The organism is Aquidulcibacter sp., assembly GCF_049239865.1.
In the GTDB taxonomy this organism is placed as follows: domain Bacteria; phylum Pseudomonadota; class Alphaproteobacteria; order Caulobacterales; family Aquidulcibacteraceae; genus Aquidulcibacter.
Genome location: NZ_JBMLTR010000107.1, coordinates 24119 through 47198, shown reverse-complemented (window position 1 = coordinate 47198; position 23080 = coordinate 24119). Strand labels below are relative to the sequence as shown.

The following is a 23080-nucleotide window of genomic DNA, read 5'->3' as shown; positions in this document are numbered from 1 at the left end:
CGGTCCGCCGCATGCCGGTGGAAGATGCCTTTAGCTTGAGCGACTATCGCCTCATCCACGCTGTCCACAAGATGGATCCGGACCTGCAGGCCGCTCATGCTGCGGCTCCTTGGCTCTTCATTTGGGATGATCATGAAGTGGCCAATGATTATCAGGCAGACTTCGGCAAAGTCCTTCCTGGTCAAGATCCCGCCAAGGACTTTCCGATCCGCAAATATAATGCTTACAAAGCCTTCTTTGAGAGCCAGCCCTTGCGTGCTCGCTCGCGCTTTGATGCCGTCAACCGTATGCGGATTTATGGCCAGAGCGGCTGGGGCGATCTACTCGACTTTACTTTACTGGATACCCGGCAATATCGCTCCAAGGGGGCCTGCTTGTCGCCGGGGCGGCAAGAGGCGGAGACCGTCATCCGCACAACCTGCGCAGACTTGCAAGACCCTTCGCGCACCATTTTGGGCGCTAGGCAAGAGCGCTTCGTGTCCGAGAATTTCATGCGCGCGCCGTTTAAGTGGTCGGTTCTGGTCCAGCCGACGATCTTCTCAACTTTGTTTCAGAAGAATAGCCAAGGCGACCCAACCGCCTTTACCGATGGCTGGAGTGGCTTTGAACCTGCGCGCCAAAAGATCATTGATCAGATGGCCCGTCGCCGCCGCGATGTTTCGTCTGTTGTCATTGGCGGGGATATGCACGGCTTCTGGGCCAGCGATGTCAAACAAGACTATGCCAAACCTGAGAGTGATACCGTGGCGGTGGAGTTCGTCGGCGGCTCAATCTCAACCATGTCGTTCAATTATGACCGCTGGAACCGATTGTTCCCAGACAATCCGCATCTCAAGTGGCAGGATGACCGGGTCCGCGGCTATGGCCTTGTCGACGTAACCCCGCAGACGATGGACGTGCGCTTGATGAGCACACCAACAACCTGGCGCCGCGATCAAGTCTTTAAGCCTCTGAAGCGCTATGTGGTTGAGCGCGGTAAAGCTGCGCTGAACGAAGCCTAAGATCCGCAGATGCCCATCTTGCAGCCAGCGCCAGACAGGGCCATGTGACCAGCCCCGGATCAAGTAACCGCGAGGAGCCCTATTTTGACGCAACTGATCATTCCCGCCGAATGGGCCCCTCATAAGGCGATTTGGACGTGCTGGCCGACGGCAGCGGACTTGTGGCAGGAAGACTTGGCCCCCGCGCGCGCCGAAGTGGCCGCTATGATCCGCGCCCTCGTCGCGCCAACGCCTGCCGGCAAGGTTGGCGACCTTGTTCATGTTCTCGCCCATGGTGACGAGGCGGTCGCCAGCGCTCGCGCAAGCCTGCCAGCACAGGTTCAAATTCATCCCTGTGGGTTTGGCGATATTTGGCTGCGCGATACCGGCCCTATCTTTGCTAAGCATGACGGGAAGGCAATAGCTTTGCGGTTTGGCTTTAATGGCTGGGGCGGCAAATACGACTTGCCGTTTGATGACAGTGTCGGCGACAAGGTTGCGGAAGCTGCCTGTGCAACCGTGCAACGGGCGGAGTTCATTCTTGAAGGGGGTGCTGTTGACCATGACGGCGAGGGTACCGTCCTGACCACTCGGCAATGCTTGCTCAACCCAAATCGTAATGCGGGTTGGACCGAAGCGGTCGCTGAAGCGCATTTACAAGCAGCCTTGGGGGCAAAGAAGGTCCTGTGGCTGGGTGATGGTTTGGCCAATGATCACACCGATGGCCATGTAGACAATATTGCGCGCTTTGTTGGCCCTGGCCGCGTCATGTGCATGGCCCCTTTTGGCGCGGATGACCCGAACCGGGATGTCCTCGATCAGATTGCTGCAGACTTGCGCGCCATGACCGATGCTGCGGGGCGGGCACTGGAAGTCATCCAAATTCCATCCCCCGGCTTGGTGGAGGATGAAGACGGCGAGGCGATTCCTGCTTCGCATATGAACTTCATTATTGGCAACGCCAGCGTGGTGATGCCGCATTATGGTGCGCCTTCAACCGATGCCGCCCTACGCGGATTAGCGGCGGCCTTTCCAAATCACCGCGTTGTCGGCATTCAAAGCACGGCCATTTTAACTGGTGGCGGCAGTTTCCATTGTATCACCCAGCAGGAGCCAGCCTGATATGTCGCGCCTTGTGAACCTAGCTGCTCTTCAGACCCACTATGGCTCTGATCTTCAAGATAATATTGATCGCACCATTGCCCTCATCCGTCAGGCCGCTGCTGGCGGTGCTCAGATCATTCTGCCTTCAGAATTGTTCCAGGGGCCGTATTTCTGCACGACCCAGGACGAGCGCTGGTTCGCCACCGCCTATCCGGCCCTAGAGCATCCCTGTGTGACGCAGCTGCAGCCCATCGCGGCGGAATTGGGCGTCGTGATTCCGGTTTCGATATTTGAGCGCGAAGGGCCGCGCTATTACAATAGTGTGGTTATTCTTGATGCTGACGGAACGGCGTTGGGCACTTACCGGAAAAGCCATATCCCAGACGGTCCAGGTTATCAGGAGAAATATTACTTCCGGCCCGGCGACACTGGGTTCAAAGTCTGGAACACACGTTACGCCAAAATTGGCGTCGGCATCTGTTGGGATCAATGGTATCCCGAGGCCGCCCGCGCCATGGCCCTGTTGGGAGCAGAAGTTTTATTCTACCCCACCGCGATCGGCTCTGAGCCCCATGATGGGACATTGGACACACGCGACCCGTGGCGTCGCGCAATGCAGGGGCACGCGGTCAGCAATGTGATTCCTGTGGTCGCCGCCAACCGAATTGGTGTCGAAAAGGGCTTGGGCGATGATCAGCACTTCTATGGTTCGTCCTTTATTGCGGATCATCGCGGAGATTTGATCGCGGACCTATCCCGCACCGATGAAGGCATTGCCTCGGGCACCGTCGACCTGACATTTTTGGACAGACACCGCGCGGCATGGGGGTTTTTCAGGGATCGGCGACCAGATCTCTATGCACAAAACTGAGTCAAATTTGCCTTTCACGGTTATAAAACCGTAACAAAACCAGACTCAATTATTAACAACAGCATCTTCTACAGACATTTCCTGCCTCACAGCGGCAATTTAGCGCATAGCCCCCTTCCACAAACGCTAAAGGGCGGCTAGGACTCCGGTGGAGCCCGATCGTTACAAAAAGGTTAACGGCGGGACTGATTTTGGAGGATACAGAAAACCATGTTTGCTCTTCTGCAAGCCGCCGGTGCTGCTGACACCGCTGCCACCCCCGCCGCTGACGCAACTGTTGCTGCTGCTGCTGAAACCACGAACGCTGTTGTTGAGTCAGTGAATGCTGTCGCTGCTGCCGCACCTGCTGCACCAAGTGCCGCTGAAGCCGCTGCTGCTGCTGCAGAAGCTGCTAAGAACGCCGGTCAACAAAACATCACCTTGATGGACATGATTGCGCATTCGCCATTGGTGTCGAAGATCGTTTTGGTGATCTTGTTGCTTTGCGCCGTATACGCCATTGCCTTGATGTTCGAAAAAATCATCGTGATGCGTGGCAACAAGAAGCGCACCGTTGAATTCGTTGCCGCTTACAAGAAGGCAAAGTCCCCAGAAGAAGCCGCTCAATTGCTCTCGAAGCAACCAGACGGCTTTGCCAAGAAAATGTTTGCTGCTGGCTATGGCGAGCTGCAAAAGGCGAAGGATGCTGGCCTCTACAATAACCGCGATGCCCGTGGTGATTTGCTTGAGCGTATCCGTTCGGCAATGACCGCAGAGCAAAACAAGGGTCTTGAAGAACTGGGTTCCAACATGACCTTCTTGGCTTCGATCGGTTCGAACGCACCGTTCATCGGTTTGTTCGGTACGGTTTGGGGCATCATGAACTCGTTCATCGCTATCGCAAACACCCAGACCACCTCGCTCGCCGTTGTGGCACCAGGTATCGCTGAAGCTCTGTTCGCAACCGCTGCAGGCCTCGTGGCTGCTATCCCAGCCGTGTTGATCTACAACTTCTCCGCAAAGCAAACCGGCACGATCGGTGGCTATTTGGAAGACTTTGAAGCCGACTTCATCTCGCTGGTTACCCGCGACATGGACAAGCAGGGCTGATCGGGGCTCTAGAAAAGGAGACCGATCATGGGTGCAAAACTAGCCGGAGGCGGCGGCGGCAAAAGAGGCCAGCTGGATGTCAACGCAGAACCAAACATCGTTCCATTCGTGGACGTTATGTTGGTGCTGTTGATCATCTTCATGGTGGCCTCGCCTGTTGCGTCAGTCGACATCAAGGTCGACTTGCCAGACTCCAAGGTCCTGCCGTCGAAGCGGCCACCAAAGCCTACCTATGTCACGATTCAGGACAAGGGTGGCGTCGTTGGCTTCTTCGTGGGCAATGATGAAGTCGTGGATACCACGGTCCTCGGGAAAAAGGCCTTTGATGGCGTTGTTAAAGACAACCCAAATTTCAAAGGCGACTTGGCTAAAATTATCGACCAACGGATTTACATCCGTGCCGATGGTGACACGCCATACCGTAACGTGGTTTTCGCTATGAACCGCCTTCAAGATGAAGGCTTCTACAAAGTTGCGCTCGTTGGCGCAGACAAACGCCGCTAGGTAAGGGAGGTACAATCATGTTGAATTTTTATACCGCCCAGGTCTGTTTCTGCGAGATTTTGAACCTGAAGGGAGCAATGCACCATGGGCGCTAAACTCTCCGGCGGGGGCAGAGGCAAAGGCATGCAGCCGAGCTCGGAACCTAATATCGTTCCGTTCATCGACATTCTCTTGGTGTTGCTGATCATCTTCATGGTGGCAGCTCCTATTCCGACGACGGACGTGAAGGTGGATCTTCCACCCCCCGTTCCGCAGCCTAAAGAGCCAACAGAGAAGCCAAAAACCCCGACTGTTGTCGATATTCGCGACGATGGGACGGGCGTGCCGCAAATCTTTGTGGATACCCAGATCACCGAAGCTGATGCCTTGGCTGCCAAGGTGTTGGAACGGATCACCTTCCATGTGCCAGATTCTCCAAACCGCCTGCTGGAAACAGTTCGGGTGCGTGCGGACCAAACCTTGCCATATGCGTCGGTGATGGGAACCATGGCGATCCTTCAGGAAGCCAACTTCCAAAAAGTCTCGCTGGTTGCTGAAGATGCAATCAGCCCAGATCAGTTGCGATAGGAGGGCAATGAGATATGGCTAAATATCGTATGTTGTTCCTCTTGATCTCGATCATTATTTGGTCGGGTATCTTGTACGGCGTCTCCAAAGTACGCCCGCACATCGTGACGGACTTCTTGGACAATCTGAACGTGGTGAAGGCGGAGAAGGAAAAGAAACTTCCACCACCGCCTCCACCTCCACCACCGCCTGATAAACTGCCACCGCCGCCACCACTGGTGGAGCGTCAAACCAAAGTTGTCGTGGACCTTCCGCCTCCGCCACAGGAAGAAATCCGCGAGACCGTTGTGCGCGCCCCCCCACCGCCGGCACCTGCGTTGACGGACTATCAACCGCCAGCACCACCGCCACCACCACCGGCACCACCGCCACCGCCGCCTCCGCCATCGTGCACCGAGGCAGCGAAGAACCCACGCAAACTTCGTGAGTTCAACGTGGAGCGGGCCTATCCACAGCGCGCTGTGGACCGTGGAACCGAAGGCAGTGTTCGGGCGACCTTGCAGATCGACGCAACCGGTTCAGTTGTTGGGGTCATCGTGACCTCGGCTAACCCACCTGGCGTGTTCGAATCGGCTGTTGAGCGTGAAGCGCGTCGTATGCGCTTTGAGCCAGCGCGCCGCAACTGTGAGAATGTGGCTGATGATTACCCACTCGAAGTGAAGTTCGTTTTGGGCGAGTAATCGGAAAAGCTTCGGCTAAAATTAGGGGCCGCTGTACTTGGTACAGCGGCCCTTTTTTGTATGCGGAGGCCAGCGATTGGGCACGAAAAAGGGGCGACCGCAGCCGCCCCTTTGCTAAATTTGAGCTCTGGTTTCTAGGCCTATTCGAAAAGTTTCGCCCAACGTGGCTTGACCCGGTCTTTCCAGTGACCGCGATGATACGCATCAGAGGCAATCAGCGGCACCACGGTGGAGGCTTCCGCAAAGACCATTTGCTCGAGTGCCACCGAAACCTTACCCCATGAGCAGGCTTCCTTGAGGGTCGACGAGGAGCAAGCGCCGTCGCGCACGTCGGCCACGGTGATCTGCACGGCATAAGCATGCATCTCAGCTTCGACGCCCAGAATTTCTGCGCACACCACCGTGTCTTGTGCAAAGTTCTTTGGCACGCCGCCGCCAACCATGAACAAGCCGGTGCGACCCGCTGCGATCTTGATGTCGGTGAGTTCGCGGAAGTCCGCGATCGCATCAATCACCAAATATGGCTTCTTGTCTTTCATGCGTTGAACTTGGTGCTTCACCAAGCCAAAGCCGGCCGAGCTGTCGACAAAGGCGGGGCAGAAGATGGGCACGCCGCACTCATAGGCGGTTTGGATCAGGCTGCCTTCCTTCTTGGCATTGCCTTCGCTCAACCATTTACCCATGGCGGCAATAAAAGCGCGCGAGGAATACGCCTTAGGCTCAAGGCTGTCTGCGATTTCCAAAATGGTGTGGTCGCAGGCCTGCAGCTCTTCTTCATCGATATAGGTGTCATAGATGCGATCGATGTAGAGGCTGCGCAGGGTTTCATCGTCTGGCACTTCTAAGGCTTGGTAGTGCTTGAAGCCGAGCGCTTCAAAGAAGTCCATGTCGATGATGGACGCGCCGGTGGCGACGATGGCGTCAACCATGCCGTACTTCACCATGTCGCGGTAGACATGCATGCAACCGCCTGCGCTGGTCGAGCCAGCCAAGGTCAACCAGACAGACGCTTCCTTGTCGGCGATCATGGTGTTGAAAATCTCAGCCGCACGACCGGTGTCACGGCTGGTGAAGGACATTTTCTTCATGCTGTCGATAATGGGGCGCGCATCATAAGACGCGATATCCACATGCTCGACGACATTGGAGAGAAGTTCAGCTTTACGATTTACGTTGATGGAATCAGCCATAGTTTGGGCACTCTTTTAACCTGAGCCATAAGGCCAGCGACCGCGCCGGAACTCCCTATGGGCCAGTGATGGGCGGCATTAGCCGAAATTGCATCAGAATGAAATCATGCATGTGTGACTGTTGCAGTCGCACTTAAGCTGCCAGCCAAGCTTCTAGGTGCGCATTGACCGCCTCTGGAGCCTCTTGCTGCACCCAATGCCCGACGCCCTTGAGGCGATGTAGCGTGAAATCCTGCACCAAACCGTCATAGCCATCGGTCAATTCCACGCCTAGAGCGAGGTCTTCTTCGCCCCAGATCATCAACGTGGGCACGGTGATAGGGGCAACATGGTCGCGCGTGAAGTTCGCCATCCCAGCCGTTTGGGCTGCTGCCCGATAATAGCTGATCATAGAGCTAAGTGCGCCCGGGATCAGAGCATTGTCACGATAGACTTGAAGGACCTCTGGGCCAAAATTCGTTTGGTCTAGGGCGAGTGCGCTAAAGGCTCGGCCAATTGCCCGCGCCCCACCGGCGGCGAGCAGCTTTTCAGGTAGCCAAGGAAGCTGGAAGAAGAAGACATACCAGCTCTTCTTCAATTGTCGCCAAGTTCGCAGGCCTTCGGCCAATCGGGCCGGATGGGGCACATTGAGGATCACCAAGCGCGCTAGCGGCCGCAGGTTTGAGGCCGCGAATGCCCAGGCAATGATAGCCCCCCAATCATGGGCGATCAACGTCACAGGTCGCCCGTTGCTTGCTTGATCCATGAGCTGTGCGACGTCCTCCATCAGTTGCTCGATGGCATAGTCGCGCATGTGGGGTGGCTTGGAACTCTGGCCATAGCCCCGCAGATTCGGGGCCCAAACTTCATAGCCCAATTTCACTAGAAGTGGGATTTGGAAGCGCCAAGAATGATGGGACTCTGGAAAGCCATGCAGCAGCACCGCAAGCTTACTTCCGCCCTTTCCTGCGATTAGCGTCTCAAGGCGCTGGCCATTGGCCTCGATAAAAACGATGTTGCCAAGAGTATCAGGTGCCATGGGTTGTTCCTCCAGTCCCTGCTCTAACCAGTTATGGATGTTAGGCCTAGGGCAGCTCGTCGCGGGAATCGCGTACAAAGCGTTCTCCGCCTCCTTGTCTTTGGCATTGGTTGCAGGCATTTTGGCGGGATGAATATGCATGTCCCCACCCCAGAGACACCTGAAACCCTCATGCTGGCCATGGGTGGCCGCGCGCGCGCAGCAGCCAAAGCCGTGCGTGAAGCAGGCGCTAACACCCGTTCAGCGGCTCTTCTTGCGATGGCGCGCCACATTCGCGTCGCTGCACCGGCCATTTTAGCCGCCAATGAGGTGGATATGGCCCGCAGTGCAGCCGAAGGCCTGTCACCTTCCATGCTCGATCGTCTCAAGCTGGATCCCGCTCGATTGGAAGCCATGGCAGCGGCGGTTGAGGATGTCGCGGGCCAGCCCGATCAATTGGGCGAGGTGATGAAGGATTGGACGCGGCCAAACGGCCTGCATATGCAGCGTGTGCGCATTCCGATTGGCGTGATTGGCATCATTTACGAGAGCCGTCCTAACGTCACAGCCGATGCGGGTGCCTTATGTCTGCGCTCTGGCAATTGCGTCATCCTGCGGGGCGGTTCTGACGCGATTGGCAGCTCAACTGAAATCACTAAAGCCCTGCGCGCAGGATTGGCCGAGGCGGGCTTGCCTGAAGATGCGATCCAATTGGTGGGCACCACCGATCGGGCAGCGGTCGGGGCCATGTTGACCGGCCTCAATGGCTCCATCGACATGATTATTCCCCGGGGAGGCAAAAGCCTCGTCGCCCGGGTGCAAACAGAAGCCCGCGTGCCGGTGTTGAGCCATTTGGAAGGCATTTGCCATACCTATGTCCATGCTGGTGCGGACGCCGAAAAGGCCATCGCTTTGACCGTGAATGCCAAATTGCGGCGCACAGGGGTTTGCGGCTCAACGGAGACACTCTTGATCGATCAGGCTGTCGCGCACACGCTTTTGCCGCAAATCGCCGAGGCCTTGATGGCGAAGGGCTGCGAGTTGCGCGGCGATGCGGCTGCCCAAGCGATTGTGCCAATGGCACAGGCAACCGAGGAAGATTGGCGCACCGAATATCTGGCCCCCATTCTTTCCGTAGCTGTGGTGCCGGGGATTGAAGCGGCGGTCGATCATATCGCCCGCTATGGCTCTGGCCACACAGATTGTATCGTGACCGAAGATGAAGTTGCGGCAGAGCGCTTCTTGCATGAAGTCGATAGCGCCATCGTTCTGGTCAATGCGTCCACCCAATATGCCGATGGTGGTGAGTTTGGCTTTGGCGGCGAAATCGGCATTGGCACAGGTCGCCTGCACGCGCGCGGTCCGGTTGGGGCGGAAGGACTTACGACCTACAAATATGTCGTGCGCGGTTCAGGTCAGACCCGGCCCTAATTTGGGCAGCGGTTGAACAGGCGACCAGGGCCAGAGCCATCGACGGCTTGGCCATCGCGAACCAGCACATAGGGTTGATGCTCGGGCAGGCGGCCTTCAAAGTGCCATTCCTGCATCTGGTTCGGCCCAGTCTTTTTGTAGCGTTCGACAGTCTGGTTGCAGCCGACAGGGGCGCAAACGCGTGTCTCAATTTCGATTAGGCCGTCGGTGCTCGTACCAACCCGGAGCAATTCCAGCTTCTCACCATCGCCCTTTTTACCAGAGCCGACTTCGACTTGGGGCGTTGGGCTGAAGCTAAAGGTCTGGAAGTTTTCTTTCTTGTCGCAAGTGGTCGCGCGCCAAACCGTTTGGCCCAGCCAAGCTTGTGCTGAGTTTGCAGGGGTTGCAACTGTGGATGTTCCGCCCCGCAAGCCTGTGGGCTTTTTAGGCTTTGCCGCTAGCGGCACGGCGACCAGCGTGACCACCAGACCAGCAGACAAGAGCATGGCGTTAAGGCCGACAGGTTTGGACATAGGTCGAGACGATCGCATCAGGTAACTCCAGTCTCCATTCTGCCTGATCCTACCTTGCTAGGGTGTGAACAAAGCCCTGTCTCTGTGTGGATTTATTCTGGCCCTAAGCGCCATCACGGCCTATCGTGACCAAATGAGCGATCTGGTCTCCCTGCCGTCTGGAGCCCCGCGGGGTAATCCAATGCGTGATGTCGCCTCTCTGATCGGGGGGCAGACATTGCTGCAGATCGCGGGCGGCTTGTTAAGCGTCTGGTTGCCGCTTCAGATGCAAGCCCTTCAGTTCACGGGCAGCCAAATTGGCTTGGTTGCCTCTGCCTATGGCCTTGGCTTTTTGGCAGGAGCTTGGTTCGCGCCCATTATGTTACGGGCGATTGGGGCCATTCGCAGCTATGCGGCGGCGGCATCCATCGCCTGCGTGACCACACTTTTGCTGTATGCCAGCGATTCCGCTTGGGCCTGGGCGATTAGCCGTTTGTTGGCAGGGGCCGCGATTGCTGTGATGTTTGCGGCAGCAGAAGGCTGGATGGCGTCCGCAATCCCCAATGCGCGACGTGGTGATGTGACGGGCTTTTACATGCTGTGTACGAAGTTGGGGCTGGTTTCTGGGCCCTTCATCATCGGCTTCACCCATCCAGAGCCGAATGCGGCGGGGCCGATTATGGCCGCAGCAGCCTTTCTAGCCCTGTCCTTGGTTCCGATTTCTATTGCCGACACAACGCCGCCCCCGCCCGCGACTGTCCTTCGCATGTTGCCGTCACGACTGTTTAAACTCGCGCCAGCAGCTTTTGTTGCCGCAATTGGCTCAGGCCTCGTCAATGGGGCGGTTTTGTCACTCGCCCCACTTTACGCGAGTGAGCGGGGCGGACCGCAGGCTGCCGCGACTTTTCAAGCCGCAGCGTGGATCGGCTCTCTGTTGGTGCAATGGCACGCGGGTCGGTTGTCCGACCGGATGGACCGTCGCATCGTCTTGGCTACCTTGATTGGCGTGCCCGCGATTGCGGCTTTTGTTCTGGCAACAATCGGCGCTGAGCTTTCGCTCACCCTTAATACCATCCTGTTTGGCATCTGGGGGGCAGGTGCCTTGTCATACTACGGCATCGCCGTGGCTCATTTAGGGGATCGTACGCCCCGTGCAGAATTGGCTGCGGCTAGCTCCGGCCTCTTGTTTGTTTGGGCAGGCGGCACCATCGTTGGCCCCGCTATTGGCGGCTTGTTGGTGGAGGTGACGGGCAGTGCGCTGTCCATCTTCTGGCAGGCGGGCGTGGTGTCTGCGATTATGGTGCCTTGGGTGCTCTGGCGAACCGCAAGGCGTCCAGCCGTTCCGAGAGAAGACAAAGTCGGCTTTGGTCCAGTCCAGACCAATTCGGTCCTTGGACAGATCTTGGCGATGGGGCGTAAGTCGTCCGATGACGAGGAACCCCACGCCAAGCCATGAGTGCCCCCGCGCTGCCAGCGGCCTTTCAGGCTTGGTTCACCGGACGCAACTGGGTCCCGCGCGCCCATCAGCTCGATCTTTTGGCTGCCGATCAAGCCGGCGACCATAGCCTCCTGATTGCGCCCACCGGGGCGGGAAAGACCTTGGCGGGCTTTCTGCCCAGCCTGATTGATTTAGCCGACGGTCGCGACCAGCCACGCGGTTTGCACACGCTTTACATCTCTCCACTCAAAGCCTTGGCCGTGGATGTCGAGCGCAATCTAATGACCCCGATCAGCGAGATGGCCTTGCCGGTGCGGGTCGAGACGCGCACCGGCGATACACCCGCCGCGAAGCGCCAGCGCCAGCGTTATGACCCGCCAGACATGTTGCTGACGACGCCCGAGCAGGTTGCCCTATTTGTAGGCATGCCAGATGCTCCCAACATCTTTCAGGGGCTCAAACGCATCATCATAGACGAGGCCCATGCCTTGGCCCCAACCAAGCGAGGCGATCTTCTGGCGCTCGGTATGGCAGCACTTCAGCGCTTTGCGCCATCTGCGCGGCGTACAGGCCTGTCTGCCACGGTCGCGGACGAATTGGCTCTAGCGCAGTGGATCGCGCCGCAGACTGGCTCTGAGGCCTGCCATGCGCGTATTGTGCGGGGACCAAAGGGCATGGCCCCCGATATCTCGATGCTGTTGTCTGAGGAGCGCGTCCCCTGGGCTGGGCACACGGGCCGCCACGCGATGCAAGAGGTTTATCAGGCCATTGAACGGACCCAAATGGCCTTGGTCTTTGTGAATACGCGCTTTCAAGCTGAGCTTGCCTTTCAAGAGCTTTGGAAAATCAACGAAGCCAATCTACCCATTGCGTTGCACCATGGCTCACTCGATGTCTCGCAACGCCGCAGGGTCGAAGAAGCCATGGCGCAAGGCCGCTTACGCGCCATCGTCTGTACCTCAACGCTGGATCTCGGGATTGATTGGGGCAATGTCGATCTCGTCATCCAGATGGGGGCACCAAAAGGCTCTTCTCGCCTCATCCAACGGATTGGACGTTCGAACCACCGGCTGGATGAAGTTTCCAAAGCGGTTCTGGTCCCAACCAACCGGTTTGAAATGCTGGAGTGCCAAGCCGCCCGCGATGCGGTTTTAGCGCAGCATCTCGACGGTCCGGTACCCCGACGCGGCGCGATCGATATTCTGGCACAGCATATCATGGGCTGTGCCGTGGGTGCGCCATTTCACCCAGATGACCTCTTTCGGGAAGTGAGCTCCGCAGGCCCCTATCATCGTTTGCCGCGTGAGCAATTTGACCGGGTGCTGGGTTTTGTAACCGATGGCGGTTATGCGCTTAAGTCCTATGACCGCTTTGCGCGCTTGATCCGGGATGGCGAGGGACGTCTTTTGTGTCGCAATCGGGATGCGGCACGGGCTTGGCGCATGAATGTCGGCTCGATCGTGGCAGAGCCCGTTTTGAAGGTGCGCCAAGTCTCCGCCAATCGTTCCCGTCGGCCGGGCACGCCTTCTGGCGGCAGTACCTTTGTTGGCGGGCGCGTCGTAGGTGAGATTGAGGAATATTTTGTCGATGGTCTGTCGCCGCGCGATACTTTCCTGTTCGCAGGCGAGGTCTGGCGGTTTGAAGGCGTGTCAGGCACCGATTGTCTTGTCAGCAAAGCGCATGACCAATCGCCGAAAGTGCCGTCTTGGGCTGGTGGTAAATTCCCGCTTTCTACTTATCTGGCGACCCGTGTACGCGCCATGATCGCAAACAAAGGCTATTGGCCGAACCTGCACCCCCAGCTGCAGGAATGGCTCCACATGCAAAGCTACGTTTCAGTAATACCACATATGGATGAGATTCTCGTGGAAACATTTCCGCGGAGCAATCGCTTCCATCTGGCGTGCTATCCTTTTGAAGGCCGCCTTGCCCACCAAACCCTCGGCATGTTGCTGACCCGGCGCCTTGAAAGGCTAGGCCTCGATCCGCTGGGTTTTGTCGCCAATGATTACGCCATATCGGTTTGGGGGCTGAAGGATATGGCCCGCGTGGATATGGATCAGTTGTTTGATCAGGATATGCTGGGCGATGACTTGGAGGAATGGCTGGAAGAAAGCGTCTTGATGAAGCGGACCTTTCGGACCTGCGCCGTCATTGCCGGCCTTATCGAGCAGAACCAAGTCGGCAAGACCAAGACAGGGCGGCAGGTGACCTTTTCATCAGACTTAATCTTTGACGTCCTGCGCCGCCACCAGCCTGACCATATCTTGCTAGAGGCCGCACGCTATGAAGCCGGCGAGGGGCTTTTAGACATCAAGCGGCTGTCGGAATGTCTGGCGCGTATTGTCGGGCAGGTCCGCCACCAAAAGCTCGCCCGAATTTCGCCCTTTGCCGTGCCACTCATGTTGGAAATCGGGAAAGTGCCCATCAATGGACAGGCGCTGGAGAATATCTTGGAAGAAGCGGCAGGTGACAGCCTGTTGCGTGAAGCTATGGGCCCAGAAGGTTCAGGCCTGCTCTAACCGTGCAGCCAACGCTTCGAGGCGACCAGCAGCTCCATCAAGGGCCGTCACGGGTGAAGGGTCTTGAGCCGCCTGTGCCGCTTGAGCCCGCACATCACTCAGGCGGGCAATTTCGGCTTCAGCCTTGTCGAGACGCACTTTCAAATCATGCATTTCGTCAGCCACAATCAATGCACCCATCAAGAACAGACGTTGATCACCAATTTGTCCAACAGAATTGGCCAAGCGCTTTACATGCTCGTCGAAATAGCGGGCCAAGCGCATGACATGCTCTTCTTGGCCTTCATCACAGCCAATCGCATATCTGCGTCCATTAATTTCAATCTGTACTTTGGCCAATACACGGCTCCATGGCTTCGGTCGGACTTAAAACCGGTTCTGGCCAAAAGGCCAGTCCTTAACCTGCATTGGATTGGGGCAAATGGGTGCACACCTAGGGCCAGCGTCGCAGCTAACCGTGCGGACAAAAAGCCGTGTTAGATGAACATGCCCACGACAGTGGAGATGCCGCCGGCGATCAAGCCAATGATGGTGATCACCACAGATGTGATGGTGAAAGAGCCGCCCATCTTCATACCGAGGCCTGCGACAACCGCCAAAGCGCCGCAGCCTAGAACAGCTTGCAACCAAGGCACGTCAGCGCCCCAGATCAAGGCCATACAGGCGACCATCGCCGAAATCAGCACGCAACCCCATTGGGTTGCGACCAAAAACGATTGGTACATGGCAGATTGCTCTGCGATTTCCATTTCGCCGTGGGAATAGTGATCGTCGTGGCTGGCCATAAGAACTCTCCGTTATGCCCCTCTTAGCCGCGCATTGGGGTCTTAGGCAAGATAGAGATGCCAGCCAAACTGGATTCCAATGCGGCAATGGTGGCCAATGGCTGGTCTAAAAGCAGGTGATGCTGTGCCTCTGGAATGGTGACAAAGCCTGTACCTGTTGGGAAAATCGTCTTCATATAGGTGAATATACGATCTTCCATCAAAAATGAGTTACCACCACGCATGACGATGGTTGGCACCTGCAGGCGGCTGGCGCGCTCCGACATGATCATCGGGGCGAAGCTATTCCACAAAAATGGGTCAAACTGCCAAGTCCAGCCACCCTCAACCTGCTTTAGAGAGCCCCGCGCAATATGGTCTAATGCCCAATGATTCTCACATGACTGAGGCGGAGCCAGGCGGAAGCGCGCTAAGCCGTCGTTGAGTGTGGCATAGACACGATTAGGGGCTGTGCGCTTGGGTGGTCCCTTCCACTCCTCGCCGGGCGGCTCGATCGGGCTGTCTAGCAGGATAAGTCCGCCCACTCGGTCGGCTGCCTTTAACGCCGTATAAATGGCAGGAACCCCCCCAAAAGAATGGGCAATTATGACGGGGGGTTGGCCGCTTGCGGCAAGGCCCGCTTCTGCACAGGCACCTAAAACTTCATCGGCGAACAGATCCATCGTATAGGTTTCACGCCAGTCTGATCCGCCCATCCCCGAAAACGAAAGAGCAGCGACGCGATAGCCGGATTTGGCAAGAAACGGAGCAATAAAGCTCCACCAACCCGCATGCGCGCCATTGCCATGGAGCAACAGCACGCCTGGATTGCCGATTGTTCCCCACATCAGCAGTTCCAGCTTGGCTCCTTCAACATGGAAGTATGTGACCTCTGGCGTGTGCGCGATGGCGTCCAATGCCCAAGTCGGATAGACTGGGCGCTCGCCGCAATAAGCTTCCAAAGGACCTTTTTCGCGGCTGCCGTCGGCGACTTCGGGGACGGACGACAATTCGGAACGAACAAGATTGTGGGGGCTAGCCTCTGTCATACTTTCGACTTGGCCTAAGGCGGGCGCTTGGGCAAGTCGTAACCTAGCGTCAAGCGCGGACAGATTTCAGCGTAGACCGACGCGTTGGAGGGCTTGATCTTGTCGCGCGCCGAGGGCTGCCTCGTTAAAGCCTGCGATGGAATTCTGGAACAACTCATAGAAATTCAGCTTGGCACCCAAATGGAGATAGGCGGCACCAAGGCCAATGGCTGCGCGGTCCATAAACACAAATTCCCGTGGGATGGTCACGGGGCCATGTTCTTTCAACAGATTGCGCACTTCAAAGGCCTCTTTTCGCCCATAATCGCCCGGGGCGACGCCGTCCGCGACGGTGCGCACGCGATTGTCGAGCAGGGGGGCATAAATGAAGCGGGCCCAAAGGTTCAGGACTTCGGCCAATTTGCGCGTCAGCCCCTTAAATCCCCAAATCTCATAGGCGGCCATCGTGCCGTCAAAGTCATCGCGCTCTAGCGACAGATAAAGCTGCACCACGCCTGCGACAAAGCGCGGTGGGAAAATGCGTACACAGCCAAAGTCGAGGAGGTTGAGCCGGTTGGCACCGGGAGTCAGCGAGTAATTGCCCAAATGCGGGTCGCCATGAATGACACCTGTGGCCATCATGGGCACCCACCACGCCTTGAACAACAATGTCGCGATGCGGTCGCGCTCTTCTTGTGGTGCGTCCTTAAAGGTTAAAAGCGGCGCACCGTCGAGCCAGGTCATGGTCAACAGCCGTCCGGTTGACAGGTCGTCAATGGGTTCTGGGCAAGCGATATCAGGTTGATTGCCCAATAGATCGCCATAAAGCCGCATGTGTTGGCGTTCACGCGTGTAATCAAGCTCTTCGCGCAACCGGTCCGTTACCTCTTCGACCGCTTCACTTGGGTCGAGGGATTTCTCAAATGTTCGAAACAAGCTGAGCAAGGATTTGAGCTGCGCCACGTCAGACTCGACCGCACTGGCCATGTCTGGATACTGCAGTTTGCACGCGACCAAACGACCATCATGTAGGGTGGCGCGGTGGACTTGGCCGAGAGAGGCGGCGTGTGCTGCTTCGCGCTCAAAACTTGCAAAGCGGCTCTCCCAATCGGGGCCCAATTCGGCACGCATCCGCCGTTTCACAAATGGCCAGCCCATAGATGGCGCATTGGATTGGAGGGCGGCTAGTTCTTCAGCATACTCAGGGGGCAGGAAGTCGGGAATGGTGGCCAGAATCTGGGCCACTTTCATCAAAGGGCCGCGCGTTTTGCCCAGCGCTTGGCGCAGCGCGATGGCAATCGTCTTATCGGCATCACTGCCACCAACCAGCCTTTGAGCGCCAAAGGTGGCCGCAGCCGCACCCATATTCACCCCAACACGGGCAACCCGGCTCAGTCGGCCACTTAAACGATTGCGCTCAAGATCTTCGCTCATGCCCTCTATGTAGGGCGATAGCCTGCCCGAAGCGAGGGCTGGGTGTCAGTTTGTGGTCAGGAACTGGGCGGCTTCGATCAAAGCCCCACGCGCATCCGAACTTGAGGCGACGAAAACCTGCCAGACGTGCGGCAGTCCCGGCCAAATGCTTAAACGCGTTTCTACATCTGCCGCCCACAGCGCATCAGCAAAGGTAATTGCTTGGTCTCGCAGGGTCTCCGCACTACTGACTTGAATCAAGGTTGGTGGGAATGAAGCCAGCTCTGACGGCTTGGCCAACAATGGTTCAACCAAGGCATCGTCAGGTGAGGCCGAGCTTGCATAGACGCTACGCACATGTTGCATGCCTTCGATGCTAACGATGGGGTCTCGTGTGGGGGATTGCAAACGGATAGGAAGGGCAGATGTCGCCAGAAATGGACTCATCAGCACGAGGCGATCTGGGAGTCGGCCCGCTATTCGGCCAATCTGGATAATGCTCGCCGCAGCTAAATTTCCACCAGCAGAATCCCCCGACACATATAATCGTTTTGCTGGTTCCTCCCCCTCTGGACCTGTCTTTGCCGCAAAGTCGATGGCTGACACGCAATCCAATAGGCCAGAAGGGAAGGGGGCCTCCGGTGCCAGCCCATAGTCGATGGCAAGGACTGCAACTTTGGCCGCTACCGCCAATTCAGCCAGCATTGCCCGATGACTGACAAGCGATCCCGCGATCCATCCCCCGCCATGTAGATGCACCAATCGATGACCTGCCATGGCATTGGGCGGGACAAGCCATTCACCCGACCTCTGTCCAATTTGTACCGGCTGAAGGCTACACATGGCCAAGCCTGCCCCCACTTCGCCACGGCCATAGTAATCTGCATGCTTGCGGGCTGCTTCAATCGGGTCGGTTGCATCCGGCGGTGTGGCCAGATGCTCAAACATGCTATTCAGCAAGGCTATGCGGGCGGGGTTTGTCATAGGTGATATCCCTTAGAAGCTGCGCGCGATCGACACGCCAAAATGGCGGGGAGGATCATAGGAGGCAACGCGCAAAGAACCCAAGAGTGGTGATACAACAGACATGCTGGACAAGGTCGTTTCATCAGACAGATTGCGGCCATAGGCAGACAACGTGATGGTACCGTTTGGCGATGTCCAACTCACGCCGACATCTAATTTGCCATAGCCTTTCTGAAGTGCATCGGGTGTATTGAACTCAGTGAAATAGAAATCTGATCGCCAAGATGCAGCGCCGCTAGCCATCACCACTGCACCGTTTGCCAGTGCCTTGCGCCATTGGACCCTGACGCCGCCGGTAAAGTCGCTGACCATGGGCAAGGTCTTGCCTTTCAGGTCAAAAGAGGCAAAGCCGCGGCGAGGGTCGGTTGTGGAAAATCGGTCGAAGCTTGCATCTAGGTACGAGAAATTGGCCGATAGCGTCAGCTCCTTTATGGGCCGGATACTCGCTTCACCCTCTATCCCCTGAATAGTAGCTTCAGCGGCATTGGCTAGAATTTGGCTTAAAGGTCCGATTTGAACTATTTGAAGATCGCTATAGCTGCTGTTGAAGGCGGCTATGGAAAGAGACGGGCGATTACCACTGCCTGTCAGCTTTAAACCTAACTCCGCGTTCTCAATGGTTTCAGGGCGGACTGATGGGGTGAATGCTCCCAGATTAAGCGCTCCAGCTTTGAATCCGGATGAGATCGAGCCGTAGACTAGGATTTTCTCTTGCGGCCGCCATTCCAGCGTTCCTTTGCCGCTTACCTTCGACCAAGATTTCGATTGTGAACCACGCGTCAGGCTGAAGAAGTCTAAGAACTCGTCAATCTTCTTTTCGTCCGAATTATAACGGACACCGCCTCGAACGGTCACTTGATCATTGAGCTTATATCCAAGCTCACCATAAGTGGCCCAGGAGTTGGAGACGAGGTCCCCACCGCCTTCGAAACGAAATGGAACCGGGAAATTCAGCGGAAGCGCCGGGTTTAGGAATGCACCGGGCAGTTGGCCCGGCACGGTTGTCACGCGTGACTGGTCGAACTGCATCGCAGTCGCCCCTACCAACCATTCGAAGCGGCTGCCTTTTTGAGAGGCTGCATAGACTTCTAAGCTTTTCTGTTCGCTTTGAGTGTCGAGTGTGGTGACTGCCACGGGTCGCGCTGTACCGTCCTGGTCAAATGTAATGGCGCGGTCGCTTGATCGGATATCGGCAATCACGGTCAGTTCGAACGCATTGAAGCTTCGCTCGAAAATGCCGGTTAGGCTTTTGACCTCCCGCTCGTTGGTGCCGATCTCGGACGTCAAAGTTCGCGGTGCGGCAGGAGGTTTGACTCCATAGAGGAACTCGGCCGGCTGCGGGAAAGGATCGGGCAAGACTTTGAGGGCGGGGCCATTATTGTCTTGCTTAAGGCCAGAAGCGATGAGGCGTAAAGTCCCGCCCGCTAAGTCGGCTTCAATTTGGGCCCGCACGGAAGTTAGGCCTTCATCGTCGAAATGATCCGGGCATGACGCCAGCGTGTTGGTCGCAAAGCCATCGAGCGTCTTATGCTCAATCGCCAAACGACCCCGCATCTGCGCGCTGATTGGGCCGGATAAAGTCAACGCGCCCTCGAGGCGACCAAAGTCACCAAGGGTCAAGGCGGCTTCCCCTTCAAAACTGTCCGTGGGTCGCTTCGAGACCAAGTTTATCGCCCCGCCCGTTGCATTGCGGCCATAGAGGGCACCTTGTGGTCCGCGCAGGACTTCGACCCGCGCAACATCCAGAAATGCAACCCCGGTCGCTTCTTGGTCTGACAGATAGACACCATCGCTGTGGAGTGCGACACCAGGGTCTCCACCGGGGTTGAAGAAGGAATTACCTACGCCACGAATATAGATCTGGCTGATGCCAAAGTTTGCCGTGTAGGCCAGACTTGGCACTTGGGCACCGAGGTCAGCGAAGCCTGAACCGCCGGTTGCACGCAGGTCGTTGCCTGTAACGGCCGTCAAAGTTTCGGCAGTGTCTAGGAGGACCGTACTGCGCTTTTGGGCGGTCACCACAATGGTTTCAGCTTCTTGGGCTTCTTGCGCAAAGGCTGGACCTGCGGCCAGAGCGAACGCGATCAGCGTCAAGGCAGTGCTTTGGATTAAACTGGTGCGCCTGATTGGCAAATTGTTCTTCATCGCATTTCCCCTCTTGTTTTTCCAAGGAGCATGCGGGCGATCATTGGTCTCGGGAAGGACGCTTTCGTCTAATCCGGGCGGACAATTTCGCTCATAGAAGGCGGGTTTAAGGGCGCTTGGCTCCGCCACCTTTGCCGTGCCCGACGCAGGCTGCGGCTGTCGGAATAACCCAGCAGGCGAGCGGCCTCGTCGCTTAGGACGTGTGCTGCACTAAGGGCTTGGTCTTGGCATAACCGATGGGCTTCCAATAGGCTTCGGAAGGTCGTTCCCCGAAAGCTCAGGTGTCGGCGGAGGGATGCAGCGCTCACACCCAGGTGCCGGGCAATACTGCTCTGGTGCGTTTGTCCTGTGTCGAACGCCCTTCTTACTAAGTCGACAAAATCTTGATCGGATGCGAGCCGATCTTGTGTCTGAGCTGCCTTCGATAGTCTTCGATAAATTGCCTCTGCTTCGCTTTCATAATGCTGAATCTTCCGCGGCAACAGCTTTGCGGCTGCCGCCTCCGCCGTATAGACAATTACGACAGCCTCCGAGCTACTCAGACGGATGGGTTGATCAAGTAGCGCTAACATCGTGCCAAGGTCTGCTGCTCCTGAGCGTGGCAGCTCTATCCAGCGCACGCGGATAACTTCACCGGTCAGCCACAGACATAGACAATGCAAAACCATAATCCAGAGCTCGCTATAAAGCGCTCCAGAAGGCTGGCTCATGAAGGGGCAGGTGACGGAAAGGCGCAAGCCACTGCGGGTCACCTCAATCTGCAACAGAATCTCTGAATTGAGGAGTTCAGACGCCAATTGAAATCGCCGCAGGCCATCGCCGAAGTCATCTGCCTGGCTCATGCTTGAGGCCAAAACCTCAAAGGTTCCAGACCGATGAGGCCGAGAGGCGAGGCTATGCGTCTCGTCCTGCTTGAACCGAATGTTGTTGTTTAGGAGTGTCCAAGTCTGTTCAAACGAGATTGATGCCTCGGGTCCCGGCCATTCGAGTGCCGATAAGCTGAACAAGCCTTGAGCTGCCTCTGGCCCGACTAAGTCGATCAGATACCGTACTGGGAAAGATGGTTTTCTAACGCGGCAAGGCACCGAGATTGACTTCCCTCTGAAGTGCAAATGGGCTGGCACCCAATAAGCAGAATCCCAAAAAAAGGCTTCTAAGTGTGCAGAAGCCAATATGCGTTGTCTAGCCACCCATCTCGACGTGCGCGTGGGGCCTCTGCTAGGGAGGGGATGTCCCTAAAGGAATCGTGCAATGTCATTGCCCCTCTCGATCTTTGTCATCGCCAAGAATGAAGTGGATCGGATCGGCCCGACGCTAGAATCTGTGACGGGGTTATCGGACGATATTGTTGTGATCGATTCTGGCTCAACAGACGGCACCCAAGAACTGGCGGAGCGCTTGGGTGCCCGCGTCATCTTCAATCCTTGGCCAGGCTATGGCCTCCAAAAGCAATTTGGCGAAGATCAGTGCCGCCATGACTGGATGCTCAATATTGATGCCGATGAAGTTGTGACCGCGGAGCTGGTGGCCTCGATCAGAGCCGCGATCGGCGTGTCGGATGTTCAGCCTTGTGGGTACGAAACCGACATTATTGAGATGTTTCCAGGCGAAGCTAAGCCGCATGCTTGGGCTTTTCGGCTAAGTCCTGTTCGCCTTTATCATAAACAAGTTGGACGTTATTCGCCCTCGCCTGTGCATGACCGGGTCGATCTGGTGAAGGGAACCCCTGTTCGTCGTCTGCAGGGCGTGATCGAGCACCGCTCGATCCGTTCGCTGGGCCATGAATTGATCAAGCTGAATGCCTATGCCGACATGCAAGCCGATGATCTCGACAAGAAGGGTCGCAAGATCGGAGCGGTGCGCTTAGTTTTGGAATTCCCACTGGCCTTTTTAAAAGCCTATATCGCGAGAAGACATTTTGTTCGTGGGCTCTATGGCTTCATGACAGCCATGAATTACGCGTTTTATCGCTACCTGCGGCTCGCCAAATATTGGGAGCGCCGCTTGGGCCGCTAAGCTTTATGGCTTAACTGCCCAACCCCGCCAAAAGCCTTCGACATGTGCGGCCAAGAAGGCGTCGACGTCAAACTGTGCTTCTTCGGCTTCGCCAAAAGTTGCCATCATCATCGCTACTGCAGCCACAGGGGCGCAGAAAAGGCGCGATAGGGTTGCCGCATTCGTGCCTTGGGTTTCATTCGCTGCCAAGGAGCGCTCAAATAAGTTTTTGATGGATGCTTCAACGGGGTCGATGAAACCATGGCGCAAAAAGGCGGCCAAATCTGGAAAGCGATCTGCTTCGCCTACGGCGATGCGCCAAGGAGCTAGCGCGCCGGGCGCACTTAGCGCTATCCGAGCATCCCGGACCAATTGGTTCAGTAGAGGCTTTGTTGGGCCGCGATGTTCGTCGATCAAACGGCACGCGCCTTCGATTTGGTCGGCAAGTACTCGCCGTACCAATGCTTCAAACAATACCTGCTTTGAGTCAAAGTAGCGATAGACAATAGGCTTTGTTACACCGATGGCTGAGGCAATGTCAGACATTCGAGTGCCTGCGTAGCCATTTTCGGTGAATAATCTTGTAGCCTCGATAAGAATTCGCTCAGCGCGGTCCTGAGCCGCGACCGCCGGTCGGGTACTCAATTTACCTTGTGGCATACAAAATCCTCCACTCTTAAAATTCGCTTTTTAGCTTTTACATTGCGTCGCCCACATGAAAAGACCCAATATGCATTAGTTACCACAGGAGAACATTACCGATTGGGTATTTTCCTGAATTTCATTGATGATCATTATTTGAGTTAAGTAATCAGTAGGTATCATTCTGATTCAATTATCTGGGG

Annotated in this window: 22 protein-coding genes; 11 read left to right on the top strand and 11 right to left on the bottom strand. The window is 56.5% G+C overall.

What is annotated here, in order from left to right; genetic code table 11:
* From ACOVRA_RS08080 to ACOVRA_RS08050, 7 genes are all read left to right on the top strand, one after another.
* The coding region (locus ACOVRA_RS08080) for an alkaline phosphatase D family protein (RefSeq protein WP_421719836.1) at nucleotides 1–1001 on the top strand (1001 nt) is incomplete at its 5' end.
* A gap of 84 nt (nucleotides 1002–1085) precedes the next feature.
* The gene (locus ACOVRA_RS08075; protein ID WP_421719835.1) at nucleotides 1086–2102 is read left to right on the top strand and encodes an agmatine deiminase family protein; all 1017 of its coding nucleotides are present in this window, start codon (nucleotides 1086–1088) and stop codon (nucleotides 2100–2102) included.
* A 1-nt stretch (nucleotide 2103) separates the two neighbouring features.
* Nucleotides 2104–2955, top strand: coding sequence for an N-carbamoylputrescine amidase (gene aguB, locus ACOVRA_RS08070; RefSeq protein ID WP_421719834.1), 852 nt, complete (start codon nucleotides 2104–2106; stop codon nucleotides 2953–2955).
* Between the two features lie 210 nt (nucleotides 2956–3165).
* Nucleotides 3166–4044 carry a MotA/TolQ/ExbB proton channel family protein gene (locus tag ACOVRA_RS08065; protein ID WP_290803056.1) on the top strand — a complete coding sequence of 293 codons (879 nt, stop codon included), beginning with the start codon at nucleotides 3166–3168 and terminating at the stop codon, nucleotides 4042–4044.
* Between the two features lie 27 nt (nucleotides 4045–4071).
* On the top strand, nucleotides 4072–4548 hold the full coding sequence (locus tag ACOVRA_RS08060; protein WP_421719833.1) for a biopolymer transporter ExbD: 477 nt from the start codon (nucleotides 4072–4074) through the stop codon (nucleotides 4546–4548).
* Between the two features lie 84 nt (nucleotides 4549–4632).
* Nucleotides 4633–5115, top strand: a complete 483-nt coding sequence (locus tag ACOVRA_RS08055; protein ID WP_421719832.1) for a biopolymer transporter ExbD — start codon at nucleotides 4633–4635, stop codon at nucleotides 5113–5115.
* A gap of 14 nt (nucleotides 5116–5129) precedes the next feature.
* Nucleotides 5130–5795, top strand: coding sequence for an energy transducer TonB (locus ACOVRA_RS08050; RefSeq protein ID WP_421719831.1), 666 nt, complete (start codon nucleotides 5130–5132; stop codon nucleotides 5793–5795).
* Nucleotides 5796–5935: 140 nt separating this feature from the next.
* On the opposite strand, the gene ACOVRA_RS08045 is transcribed toward ACOVRA_RS08050, so the two are convergent.
* The gene (locus tag ACOVRA_RS08045) at nucleotides 5936–6985 is read right to left on the bottom strand and encodes a 1,9-bis(guanidino)-5-aza-nonane synthase (protein ID WP_290803066.1); all 1050 of its coding nucleotides are present in this window, start codon (nucleotides 6983–6985) and stop codon (nucleotides 5936–5938) included.
* Nucleotides 6986–7118: 133 nt separating this feature from the next.
* Complete coding sequence (locus ACOVRA_RS08040) at nucleotides 7119–8003, bottom strand: alpha/beta fold hydrolase (protein WP_421719830.1); 885 nt, start codon at nucleotides 8001–8003, stop codon at nucleotides 7119–7121.
* A gap of 135 nt (nucleotides 8004–8138) precedes the next feature.
* Here ACOVRA_RS08040 and ACOVRA_RS08035 point away from each other — a divergent pair, with 135 nt between their 5' ends.
* The gene (locus ACOVRA_RS08035; protein WP_421719829.1) at nucleotides 8139–9413 is read left to right on the top strand and encodes a glutamate-5-semialdehyde dehydrogenase; all 1275 of its coding nucleotides are present in this window, start codon (nucleotides 8139–8141) and stop codon (nucleotides 9411–9413) included.
* Here the strand turns inward: ACOVRA_RS08035 and ACOVRA_RS08030 are convergent.
* A complete protein-coding gene (locus tag ACOVRA_RS08030; RefSeq protein WP_421719828.1) occupies nucleotides 9410–9943 on the bottom strand; it encodes a hypothetical protein in 534 nt (177 codons plus the stop codon). The genes ACOVRA_RS08035 and ACOVRA_RS08030 overlap by 4 nt on opposite strands.
* A 163-nt stretch (nucleotides 9944–10106) precedes the next feature.
* On the opposite strand from ACOVRA_RS08030, the gene ACOVRA_RS08025 reads away from it, so the two are divergent.
* Both ACOVRA_RS08025 and ACOVRA_RS08020 read left to right on the top strand, forming a co-directional pair.
* Nucleotides 10107–11360 carry an MFS transporter gene (locus tag ACOVRA_RS08025; RefSeq protein WP_421719827.1) on the top strand — a complete coding sequence of 418 codons (1254 nt, stop codon included), beginning with the start codon at nucleotides 10107–10109 and terminating at the stop codon, nucleotides 11358–11360.
* Nucleotides 11357–13864, top strand: a complete 2508-nt coding sequence (locus tag ACOVRA_RS08020; protein ID WP_421719826.1) for a ligase-associated DNA damage response DEXH box helicase — start codon at nucleotides 11357–11359, stop codon at nucleotides 13862–13864. The genes ACOVRA_RS08025 and ACOVRA_RS08020 overlap by 4 nt, the downstream gene beginning before the upstream one ends.
* Here ACOVRA_RS08020 and ACOVRA_RS08015 read toward each other — a convergent pair.
* From ACOVRA_RS08015 to ACOVRA_RS07985, 7 genes are all read right to left on the bottom strand, one after another.
* Nucleotides 13850–14203, bottom strand: a complete 354-nt coding sequence (locus tag ACOVRA_RS08015; RefSeq protein ID WP_290805828.1) for a cell division protein ZapA — start codon at nucleotides 14201–14203, stop codon at nucleotides 13850–13852. The genes ACOVRA_RS08020 and ACOVRA_RS08015 overlap by 15 nt on opposite strands.
* 137 nt (nucleotides 14204–14340) lie before the next feature.
* A complete protein-coding gene (locus ACOVRA_RS08010) occupies nucleotides 14341–14649 on the bottom strand; it encodes an aa3-type cytochrome c oxidase subunit IV (RefSeq protein WP_290805826.1) in 309 nt (102 codons plus the stop codon).
* A gap of 23 nt (nucleotides 14650–14672) precedes the next feature.
* On the bottom strand, nucleotides 14673–15677 hold the full coding sequence (locus tag ACOVRA_RS08005) for an alpha/beta fold hydrolase (protein ID WP_421719825.1): 1005 nt from the start codon (nucleotides 15675–15677) through the stop codon (nucleotides 14673–14675).
* 66 nt (nucleotides 15678–15743) lie between these two features.
* Nucleotides 15744–17090 (bottom strand): ABC1 kinase family protein, encoded by a 1347-nt coding sequence (locus ACOVRA_RS08000; protein WP_421719824.1) that lies wholly within the window; start codon nucleotides 17088–17090, stop codon nucleotides 15744–15746.
* Nucleotides 17091–17135: 45 nt separating this feature from the next.
* Nucleotides 17136–18053 (bottom strand): alpha/beta hydrolase fold domain-containing protein, encoded by a 918-nt coding sequence (locus tag ACOVRA_RS07995; RefSeq protein ID WP_421719823.1) that lies wholly within the window; start codon nucleotides 18051–18053, stop codon nucleotides 17136–17138.
* Nucleotides 18054–18065: 12 nt separating this feature from the next.
* Nucleotides 18066–20240: a TonB-dependent receptor gene (locus ACOVRA_RS07990; RefSeq protein ID WP_421719822.1), complete on the bottom strand. Its 2175-nt coding sequence runs from the start codon at nucleotides 20238–20240 to the stop codon at nucleotides 18066–18068.
* Nucleotides 20241–20308: 68 nt separating this feature from the next.
* Nucleotides 20309–21325, bottom strand: coding sequence for an AraC family transcriptional regulator ligand-binding domain-containing protein (locus ACOVRA_RS07985; RefSeq protein ID WP_421719821.1), 1017 nt, complete (start codon nucleotides 21323–21325; stop codon nucleotides 20309–20311).
* Nucleotides 21326–21491: 166 nt separating this feature from the next.
* Between ACOVRA_RS07985 and ACOVRA_RS07980 the strand changes: the two genes are divergently transcribed.
* On the top strand, nucleotides 21492–22256 hold the full coding sequence (locus tag ACOVRA_RS07980) for a glycosyltransferase family 2 protein (RefSeq protein ID WP_421719820.1): 765 nt from the start codon (nucleotides 21492–21494) through the stop codon (nucleotides 22254–22256).
* A 3-nt stretch (nucleotides 22257–22259) separates the two neighbouring features.
* On the opposite strand, the gene ACOVRA_RS07975 is transcribed toward ACOVRA_RS07980, so the two are convergent.
* The gene (locus ACOVRA_RS07975) at nucleotides 22260–22895 is read right to left on the bottom strand and encodes a TetR/AcrR family transcriptional regulator (protein ID WP_421719819.1); all 636 of its coding nucleotides are present in this window, start codon (nucleotides 22893–22895) and stop codon (nucleotides 22260–22262) included.
* Between the last annotated feature and the right edge of the window lie 185 nt (nucleotides 22896–23080).

Excerpts from the sequence above, each read along its gene's own strand:
- ACOVRA_RS08005 (WP_421719825.1), bottom strand. The coding sequence starts at position 15,677 with ATGACAGAGGCTAGCCCCCACAATCTTGTTCGTTCCGAATTGTCGTCC.
- ACOVRA_RS08035 (WP_421719829.1), top strand. The coding sequence starts at position 8,139 with ATGCATGTCCCCACCCCAGAGACACCTGAAACCCTCATGCTGGCCATG.
- ACOVRA_RS08065 (WP_290803056.1), top strand. The coding sequence starts at position 3,166 with ATGTTTGCTCTTCTGCAAGCCGCCGGTGCTGCTGACACCGCTGCCACC.
- ACOVRA_RS07975 (WP_421719819.1), bottom strand. The coding sequence starts at position 22,895 with ATGCCACAAGGTAAATTGAGTACCCGACCGGCGGTCGCGGCTCAGGAC.
- ACOVRA_RS08055 (WP_421719832.1), top strand. The coding sequence starts at position 4,633 with ATGGGCGCTAAACTCTCCGGCGGGGGCAGAGGCAAAGGCATGCAGCCG.
- ACOVRA_RS08025 (WP_421719827.1), top strand. The coding sequence starts at position 10,107 with ATGCGTGATGTCGCCTCTCTGATCGGGGGGCAGACATTGCTGCAGATC.
- ACOVRA_RS08050 (WP_421719831.1), top strand. The coding sequence starts at position 5,130 with ATGGCTAAATATCGTATGTTGTTCCTCTTGATCTCGATCATTATTTGG.
- aguB (WP_421719834.1), top strand. The coding sequence starts at position 2,104 with ATGTCGCGCCTTGTGAACCTAGCTGCTCTTCAGACCCACTATGGCTCT.
- ACOVRA_RS07980 (WP_421719820.1), top strand. The coding sequence starts at position 21,492 with ATGTCATTGCCCCTCTCGATCTTTGTCATCGCCAAGAATGAAGTGGAT.
- ACOVRA_RS08000 (WP_421719824.1), bottom strand. The coding sequence starts at position 17,090 with ATGAGCGAAGATCTTGAGCGCAATCGTTTAAGTGGCCGACTGAGCCGG.
- ACOVRA_RS08045 (WP_290803066.1), bottom strand. The coding sequence starts at position 6,985 with ATGGCTGATTCCATCAACGTAAATCGTAAAGCTGAACTTCTCTCCAAT.
- ACOVRA_RS08010 (WP_290805826.1), bottom strand. The coding sequence starts at position 14,649 with ATGGCCAGCCACGACGATCACTATTCCCACGGCGAAATGGAAATCGCA.
- ACOVRA_RS08020 (WP_421719826.1), top strand. The coding sequence starts at position 11,357 with ATGAGTGCCCCCGCGCTGCCAGCGGCCTTTCAGGCTTGGTTCACCGGA.
- ACOVRA_RS08060 (WP_421719833.1), top strand. The coding sequence starts at position 4,072 with ATGGGTGCAAAACTAGCCGGAGGCGGCGGCGGCAAAAGAGGCCAGCTG.
- ACOVRA_RS07990 (WP_421719822.1), bottom strand. The coding sequence starts at position 20,240 with ATGAAGAACAATTTGCCAATCAGGCGCACCAGTTTAATCCAAAGCACT.
- ACOVRA_RS08040 (WP_421719830.1), bottom strand. The coding sequence starts at position 8,003 with ATGGCACCTGATACTCTTGGCAACATCGTTTTTATCGAGGCCAATGGC.
- ACOVRA_RS08030 (WP_421719828.1), bottom strand. The coding sequence starts at position 9,943 with ATGCGATCGTCTCGACCTATGTCCAAACCTGTCGGCCTTAACGCCATG.
- ACOVRA_RS07995 (WP_421719823.1), bottom strand. The coding sequence starts at position 18,053 with ATGACAAACCCCGCCCGCATAGCCTTGCTGAATAGCATGTTTGAGCAT.